The sequence below is a fragment of the Amycolatopsis ruanii genome (genome assembly GCF_003385175.1).
In the GTDB taxonomy this organism is placed as follows: Bacteria; Actinomycetota; Actinomycetes; order Mycobacteriales; family Pseudonocardiaceae; genus Amycolatopsis_E; species Amycolatopsis_E thermalba.
In genome coordinates this window covers 1-7,652 of sequence record NZ_PQHY01000134.1, presented here as the reverse complement: position 1 = coordinate 7,652, position 7,652 = coordinate 1, and the positions used below count along the sequence as shown (strand labels likewise).

The window sequence follows — 7,652 nt, the reverse complement described above, 5'->3', positions numbered from 1 at the left end:
GTCGGCCGAAATGCCGCTACCGTCCCGCCCGCAAACTGATCAAGATGGCACGGGTGAAGATCATCAAGGCGCTGGGCCTGCTCTACGCGGTCCCGCTGGCCCTGCTCGTCGTCGGCGTCGTCGGCGGGCTCGTCCTGGGGGAGGGCCTCTACCTCGCGGCCTTCGCGGTCGGCGCCGCGGCCACGCTCGCCGTCGTCGTCGCCCGGGCGAACGGGCGTGCGCTCGGCGGGTGGAAGCAGGCCGCGGTCGCGACGGTCGTGCTGGTCGCCGCCGGCCTGCTCCCGCTCCGGGCGGACAACCAGGACCTCCTCACGGCCGAGGGCCTGGAAGCCGGCCTGGACGAGCTCCGCGGCGTCGCGACGACCTACGACCTGATCGCGATCGGCGACGACTACCTCCGCGGCCAGCGCGGCGACCGCGCGCTGATCTACCGCGACGGCGACCTCCAGCCGGTGCCGCGGGACATGACCGGACCGGATCCGGAGTACGCGTTCGACCTGCGCGAGGTCGACTTCGGCGCGATCCCCGGCCTGGTCGGCCTCGCCCGCCAGCGGTTCCCCGACGCCACCGGCGAGGCGGAGGTGCGGATCACCCGGCCCCCGGGCGGGAGCCCGGTCGAGATCACGGTCCTCGTCGAACGCTCCGGGCCCGAACGCAGGGGCGAACTGGTCGCCGACGCCGCCGGGAACCCCCGCTAGTGCCCCACTTCGTCCCCGGCATCGGCCACTGCGCGGCGATGCAGATCATCCGCGGCCTGGGGCTCGTGTTCGCCGTGCCGATCGCGCTCGTCGTCGCGGGCGCGGTCGGCTGGCTGGCCCGGCGCGAGGGCATCTACCTCGCCGCACTCCTCACCGGCGCCGTCCTCACCCCGGTCCGCGTGCTGCCGGCCGCGCTCGCCAGGCCGGTGCTGGTCGTCGTCGGCCTGCTGCCGCTGTGGATCCGGTGACACCGCTCACGCCCCGGGGTCGATCGATCGCGCGCAGCCACATAGCCTGAAACCCATGAGGCTGAGCCAGGGAGAGGACGTGCGCACCCGGCTGGTCTTCGGCGCCCACTGGGGTTTCCTCGCGTTTTTCGCCGGCCTCGGCGTGTACCACCTGGTGACCGTCGTGATGACCGCCCTGCGGTCCGGGCACGCCAGCGTCGACCCGCTGGAACTGCTCGACGTCGGCCCGGTGCTGCTGCTCGCGTTCGTGCCCAGCCTCTTGCTCGGCCTCGCCCCGCTGGTCGCGTCGCGGCGCTGGGGGAGCGGGCCGCGGCGCGACTTCGGCTGGCTCCCGACCCTGCGCGACGTCAAGGTGGGCCTGGCCTGCGGTGCGCTCGCCCTGCTCGCCGGGTACCTGGTGAACCTGGTGCTGCTGGGCATCTACGGCACCGACCGGATCTCCGACAGCCCGCTCACCGACCTCGCCGAGGACGGCGGCCGGGACGAGTTCGTGTGGCTCGCGCTCGCCGTGCTCGTCGTCGTGGTCGCCACGCCGATGGCCGAGGAGCTGCTGATGCGCGGCTCGCTGTGGGGAGCGCTCGAACACCACCGCGTCCCGCAGTGGGTGATCCTGGTGCTCACCGCGGTCGTCTTCGCCTACCTGCACGGCGAACCGACCCGCACGCTCGCGCTGCTGACGCAGGGGCTGCTGATCGGCGCGGCGCGGTGGCGGACCGGCCGCGTGGGGGCGAGTTTCGTCGCGCACGCGGCGAACAACCTGGTCCCGGCGTTGCTGCTGTTCACCGGGTCCTGAGCGGAACGACCATGGCGACTAGGCTCGGTAGGTGCTGGGCGAGGATCAGAGGGAGGCACGCCGTGACGGCACATCCGGGCGAGCTCGACCCGCCTGATCTGCCCGCCACCGCGGAGGCCGCGCCCGCGCACCGCTGGGGGTTCGGCGCCTTCCTGGTGGTCGAGGCCGTCCTGCTGGCCTCCGCCGCGTTCGTCAGCGTCCTGCTCGGCCCGGCACCACCCGGTCAGCCGCTGCCCGCGCGGGACGTGCTGATCGGCACGATGGCCCCGACCGTCCTCGCCGCGCTGGTCGCGATCCTGATCACCAAGGTGCGGGGCAACGGCCCGTTCACCGACCTGCGGCTGTCCTGGCGCTGGGAGGACGTCAAGCTCGGGCTGAAACTCGGCAGCTTCGGGCTGGTGCTGACCACGGTCAGCGCGTTCATCTGGACCCAGGCGGTCGGCGAGGCCAACGCCGGATCGGCGATCAGCGCCCTGGTCGAGGAGCAGCCGATGTCGGTGAGCGCCGCCATCGTGATGTTCGCCTACCTGTGGCTGCTCGGGCCGATCTGCGAGGAGATCATCTACCGCGGCCTGCTGTGGAGCGCCGTCGAACGGCTGCACTGGGGTCAGGAGAAGTGGGCCCGGCTGGCGGCGTTCCTGCTGTCCACGGCGGTGTTCGCGGCCAGCCACCTGGAACCGCTGCGCACCACGCTGCTGCTGGTGATCGCCATCCCGATCGGCCTGGCCCGCCTGCTCACCGGCCGCCTGCTCGGCAGCATCGTGGCCCACCAGATGAACAACTTCCTGCCCGCGGTGGCGATGCTGCTCACGGCGCTGGGAGTGATGGCGATCTAGACGCCCGGTGCGGGCCGCGCGACCGGGTCTGGCAGAATAGTCGCTTGCCTGCTGCGGCCGGGCCCTCTCACCGTGCCGTGGCGACCGAAAGCTTCGGGTACTCGTCCGGTGTCCCCACACGGATCGTGACCCGACACCCGCGAGCACGCAGAGAACCAAGGAGTACCCACACACCGTGGCCGTCAAGATCAAGCTCCAGCGCCTCGGCAAGATCCGTGCGCCGTACTACCGCATCATCGTCGCCGACGCCCGCACCCGCCGGGACGGCAAGGCGATCGAGTCGATCGGCAAGTACCACCCGAAGTCCGAGCCGAGCTTCATCGAGGTCGACTCCGAGCGGGCCCAGTACTGGCTGGGTGTCGGCGCGCAGCCGACCGAGCCGGTGCAGCGCATCCTGGAGATCACCGGTGACTGGCAGAAGTTCAAGGGCCTGCCGGGCGCCGAGGGCACGCTGAAGACCGCCGAGCCGAAGCCGTCCAAGGAGGAGCTGTTCAACGCGGCCCTCGCGGCGGCCGGTGACGAGCCCGCCAACGAGGCCACCACGCCGAAGAAGAAGTCGGCCAAGAAGGCCGACGACGAGGCGGCGAAGGACGAGGCGTGAGCTTCCTCGCCGACTCCCTCGAACACCTGGTGCGCGGGATCGTGGACAACCCGGACGACGTCCGGGTCGACCTGATCACCACCCGCCGCGGCCGCACGCTCGAGGTCCACGTCCACCCGGACGACCTCGGCAAGGTCATCGGCCGCGGCGGCCGGACCGCGACCGCGCTGCGCACCGTCATGGGCGGCATCGGTGGCCGCGGCGTCCGCGTGGACGTCGTCGACACCGACCGCTGACCCATCCGTGGACGTCGTCGTCGGGCGGGTCGCCAAGGCCCACGGTGTGCGCGGTGAACTCGCCGTGGACATCCGGACCGACTCGCCCGAGGAACGCTTCCGCGACGGCGCGACGGTGACCGCGCGGTTCCGCGACGGCACCACGCGCCCGCTGACCATCGCAGCCGCCCGCCCACACAGCGGGCGGCTGCTGGTCACGTTCGAGCAGGTGGTGACGCGCGAGGCCGCCGACGCCCTGCGCGGCGCCCTGCTGCTCGCCGACACCGCCGATCTGCCGCCCACGGACGACCCGGACGAGTTCTACGACCACGAACTCGAGGGTCTGCGTGCCGAGCTGAGCGACGGCGAGGTGATCGGCACCGTCACCGAGGTGGTGCACGCCCCGCACGGCGAGCTGCTCGCGCTCGACCGCGACGGGCGCACCGTTCTCGTCCCGTTCGTGCAGGCCATCGTGCCCGTGGTGGACGTCAAGGGCGGCCGGGTCGTCATCGATCCCCCCGAGGGCCTGCTCGACGACGCCGGCTGACGGGCTGGTTACGCTCGCGCCGTGCGGATCGACGTCGTCACCATCTTCCCCGAGTACCTGGACCCGCTGCGGGCCGCGCTGCTGGGCCGCGCCATCGAGCGCGGGCTGATCGAGGTCGGGGTGCACGATCTGCGGGACTGGACCCACGACGTGCACCGCGCCGTCGACGACGCGCCCTACGGCGGCGGTCCCGGCATGGTCATGAAGCCCCAGGTCTGGGGCGACGCGCTGGACGCCGTCTGCGGTCCGGACACCCGGCTGGTCGTCCCGACGCCGGCGGGCCGCCCGTTCACCCAGGAGATGGCGCGCTCCTACGCCCGCGAGAAGCACCTGGTGTTCGCCTGCGGCCGCTACGAGGGCATCGACCAGCGCGTGATCGACGACGCCGCGCGCCGGATGCCGGTCGACGAGGTGTCCATCGGCGACTACGTGCTGGTCGGCGGCGAAGCCGCGGTGCTCGTGATGGTCGAGGCCACGGTGCGGCTGCTGCCTGGCGTCCTGGGCAACCCGGTGTCGGCCGAGCAGGACTCCTTCTCCGACGGCCTGCTCGAAGGCCCCAGCTACACGCGCCCCGAGGTGTGGCGCGACCTGTCCGTGCCCGAGGTGCTGCGGTCGGGCAACCACGCGCTCATCGACCGCTGGCGGCGCGACCAGGCCCTGGAGCGAACGCTGCTGCGCCGCCCCGATCTCCTCGACCGGCTGCCGGACGGTACCCTGGACGAGCGCGATCTCGCCGTGCTCGACCGTGTCCGGTCGGGGCAGCGGCAGGCCGGGTGATCCGGCCGGGGACGCGTCTGCAATACTTGACAGGTTGGCCGTGCCAGTGGTGCGCGCCTGCCACAAGCCCCCGGGTCGCCTGCCCCAGTGAGAGCGTGCGCGTGCTCGGATGACTGCCAGACAGACGAAGGACGAGGACGGACTCCCGATGAACACCCTGGACGCCCTGGACGCTCAGTCGCTGCGTTCCGACATTCCGCACTTCCGCCCGGGTGACACGCTGAAGGTGCACGTTCGCGTCATCGAGGGAAACCGTGAGCGTGTTCAGGTTTTCCAGGGCGTCGTGATCCGCCGCCAGGGTGGCGGTATTCGCGAGACCTTCACCGTGCGCAAGGTTTCGTTCGGTGTCGGCGTCGAGCGCACTTTCCCGGTGCACAGCCCGAACATCGCGAAGATCGAGGTGCACAAGCGCGGTGACGTGCGTCGCGCCAAGCTGTACTACCTGCGCGAGCTGCGCGGCAAGGCCGCCAAGATCAAGGAGCGCCGCGAGGCCCCGACCGCGTCCTGAGCGATCGGACTTTCTCCGATAGCCTGGCGAAGTGGTCGAACCTGTGCCCTCCAGCGCCGCTGAGGACGAGCCCGAACGCCCGAACCCGGACGAGAATGCCGATTCCGGCGCAAATGGGAAACGGCGCCGCCGCAAGCCCAAGAAACAGCGCTCGTTCTGGGTCGAACTGCCGATTCTGATCGTCGTCGCGCTGGCGCTGGCATTCGTGTTCCAGCAATTCCTGGCGCGGGTCTACACGATTCCTTCAGGGTCGATGGAGACCACGTTGCACGGCTGCCCCGGGTGCTACGGCGACAAGGTCCTGGTCGACAAGATCACCTACGACTTCACCGACCCCGAACCGGGTGATGTCGTGGTGTTCAAGGGCCCGGAGCCGTGGGTGGAGAACGAGGCGGCGACCGAGCGGTCGAGCAACGCGGTGGTGCGCTTCTTCCAGAACATCGGTTCGGTGTTCGGGCTGGCGCCGCCGGACGAGCGCGACTTCGTCAAGCGGATCATCGCGACCGGCGGCCAGACCGTCGAGTGCTGTGACGCCCAGAACCGGGTCGTCGTCGACGGCAAGGCCCTGGACGAGCCCTACATCCACTGGAAGAATCCGGACGACCAGCGGCAGGAGCCGTTCGACCCGGTGACGGTGCCGGACGGCTACGTCTGGGTGATGGGCGACAACCGCAACGACTCGTGCGACTCGCGTTGCCAGGGTGGCGGCGGGGTCCGCGGTGCCGTCCCGGTGGACAACATCATCGGCAAGGCACGCATCATCGTGCTGCCACCCGGCCGGTGGGGCGGGGTCAGCGACCACAACCCGCAGGCCGCCGCCCAGCCGGCCGCGCTCGGGATGAGCGCTCCGGCGTGGCAGGAAGGCGTTCCGCTCGGGTTCGGGGTCGTCGCCGCGTGGCCCGTGGTGTGGGGCGGGCGGCGACTGGGCTCGAAGGTGCGCGAGGCGGTCGAGCGAAAGCGGTAACCAGGTTGGGTAGGTCTTCGGCGGTTCTGGCCTCCTTCCGCCCGCCCAGGGCGATCGTCCGGGGCGAGACGGCGTGGGGTCTGCAGTCCGCGCTGGACCGGCGGGGCCTCGGTCCGGTGGCCGGGGTCGACGAGGCGGGCCGCGGGGCCTGCGCCGGTCCGCTGGTGGTGGCGTCGTGCGTGCTCCGCCCCGGTGACGCCGCGCGGCTGGCCGAGCTGAACGACTCGAAGCTGCTCACGGCGCTGGCCAGGGAGCGGGTCTACGAGCGGCTCCTGGTGCGCGCCCTGGACTATTCGATCGTCGTCATCTCACCCGAAGAGGTGGATCAGCTCGGTATTCACGTCACCAACATCGAGGGCATGCGCCGGGCGGTGGCGGGGTTGCGGGAGTGCCCCGGGTACGTGCTGACGGACGGTTTCAAGGTGCCCGGCCTGCCGGCGCCGAGCGTGCCGGTGATCAAGGGGGACCGGGCGGTGGCGTGCGTGGCGGCCGCGTCGGTGCTGGCGAAGGTGACGCGGGACCGGATCATGGCCGAGACGCACCTGAAGTACCCGATGTACGGATTCGACGTGCACAAGGGGTACACGACCGTGGACCACGGCGCGGCGCTCGTCGAACACGGGCCGTGTGAGGTACACCGGTGGTCGTACACCAATGTGGCAGCGGCGGCCGCCGCCCACGGTATGCGACCACCGCGGAAGGTCATGCTCACCGCTGCTGCATTGGGGCAGTCCGATGCTCCGGTACGTGCTCTGGAGGGCAGCGTGGTTCAGAATGGGAGTTCCGCCGCCGGAGACCGGTCGAACTCGCGAGGAGGGGCGCGGATTTCATGAGCGCAGAGGATCTCGAGAAGTACGAGACCGAGATGGAGCTGTCGCTGTACCGTGAGTACCGCGACATCGTCAGCCAGTTCTCGTACGTGGTGGAGACCGAGCGGCGGTTCTACCTGGCCAACGCGGTGGACTTGCAGGTCAGGGACAGCGGGGGAGACGTGTACTTCGAGGTCCGCATGTCCGACGCGTGGGTGTGGGACATGTACCGGCCGGCTCGTTTCGTGAAGAACGTTCGTGTGATCACGTTCAAGGACGTGAACGTGGAGGAGCTGGAGAAGCCCGAGCTGAGGCTCCCGGAAGAGGGCCCCTTCTCCGGCTGAGAGCAGCTTCACCACCCGAGGGACGTCCTCCACACGGGGGACGTCCCTCGCTCTTTTCTGTTTGCTGCTGCCCGGCCGCCGGGGTTGGCGCAGCCCACTGCATCGACCCCGAACCTCGCTTATTCGCGACCCACCCATCAACCTCAGCCCGCCCTCACGTCTCCCGCTTCTTCACAGGGGCCGCCCTCGCCTCTCCCGCTTCTTCATCGGAAGCCCCTTGCTTCTCCCGGTTCCTCCCAGGAAGCCCCCTGAGCACCTGAGCCGTCTGCCCCAGCCCGGGCAGCCGCAGCGCCCCGCCACCCTCTGAGCCCC

General features: G+C 70.8%; 12 protein-coding genes. All 12 read left to right on the top strand.

Features of this window, described 5'->3' with window-relative positions; genetic code table 11:
* A partial coding sequence (locus tag D0D28_RS34745; RefSeq protein WP_205413441.1) for a hypothetical protein occupies positions 1–698 on the top strand: 698 nt, incomplete at its 5' end.
* On the top strand, positions 698–946 hold the full coding sequence (locus D0D28_RS34740) for a hypothetical protein (RefSeq protein WP_116115431.1): 249 nt from the start codon (positions 698–700) through the stop codon (positions 944–946). The genes D0D28_RS34745 and D0D28_RS34740, both read left to right, overlap by 1 nt.
* Before the next feature lie 55 nt (positions 947–1,001).
* Positions 1,002–1,739: a CPBP family intramembrane glutamic endopeptidase gene (locus D0D28_RS34735; RefSeq protein WP_116115429.1), complete on the top strand. Its 738-nt coding sequence runs from the start codon at positions 1,002–1,004 to the stop codon at positions 1,737–1,739.
* 62 nt (positions 1,740–1,801) lie between these two features.
* Positions 1,802–2,575: a CPBP family intramembrane glutamic endopeptidase gene (locus D0D28_RS34730; RefSeq protein WP_094007857.1), complete on the top strand. Its 774-nt coding sequence runs from the start codon at positions 1,802–1,804 to the stop codon at positions 2,573–2,575.
* A gap of 175 nt (positions 2,576–2,750) precedes the next feature.
* The gene (gene rpsP, locus D0D28_RS34725) at positions 2,751–3,176 is read left to right on the top strand and encodes a 30S ribosomal protein S16 (RefSeq protein ID WP_094007858.1); all 426 of its coding nucleotides are present in this window, start codon (positions 2,751–2,753) and stop codon (positions 3,174–3,176) included.
* Positions 3,173–3,412 carry an RNA-binding protein gene (locus D0D28_RS34720; protein WP_017987579.1) on the top strand — a complete coding sequence of 80 codons (240 nt, stop codon included), beginning with the start codon at positions 3,173–3,175 and terminating at the stop codon, positions 3,410–3,412. Before rpsP ends, D0D28_RS34720 begins: the two co-directional genes overlap by 4 nt.
* Before the next feature lie 7 nt (positions 3,413–3,419).
* A complete protein-coding gene (gene rimM / locus D0D28_RS34715) occupies positions 3,420–3,938 on the top strand; it encodes a ribosome maturation factor RimM (protein WP_116115427.1) in 519 nt (172 codons plus the stop codon).
* 21 nt (positions 3,939–3,959) lie between these two features.
* Complete coding sequence (gene trmD, locus D0D28_RS34710; protein ID WP_094007860.1) at positions 3,960–4,715, top strand: tRNA (guanosine(37)-N1)-methyltransferase TrmD; 756 nt, start codon at positions 3,960–3,962, stop codon at positions 4,713–4,715.
* 148 nt (positions 4,716–4,863) lie between these two features.
* The gene (gene rplS, locus D0D28_RS34705) at positions 4,864–5,223 is read left to right on the top strand and encodes a 50S ribosomal protein L19 (RefSeq protein ID WP_094007861.1); all 360 of its coding nucleotides are present in this window, start codon (positions 4,864–4,866) and stop codon (positions 5,221–5,223) included.
* Positions 5,224–5,254: 31 nt separating this feature from the next.
* Complete coding sequence (gene lepB / locus D0D28_RS34700) at positions 5,255–6,187, top strand: signal peptidase I (protein ID WP_116115425.1); 933 nt, start codon at positions 5,255–5,257, stop codon at positions 6,185–6,187.
* A gap of 53 nt (positions 6,188–6,240) precedes the next feature.
* A complete protein-coding gene (locus D0D28_RS34695; protein WP_205413442.1) occupies positions 6,241–7,020 on the top strand; it encodes a ribonuclease HII in 780 nt (259 codons plus the stop codon).
* Positions 7,017–7,340, top strand: coding sequence for a DUF2469 domain-containing protein (locus D0D28_RS34690; RefSeq protein WP_094007864.1), 324 nt, complete (start codon positions 7,017–7,019; stop codon positions 7,338–7,340). Before D0D28_RS34695 ends, D0D28_RS34690 begins: the two co-directional genes overlap by 4 nt.
* The last annotated feature ends 312 nt before the right edge of the window (positions 7,341–7,652 follow it).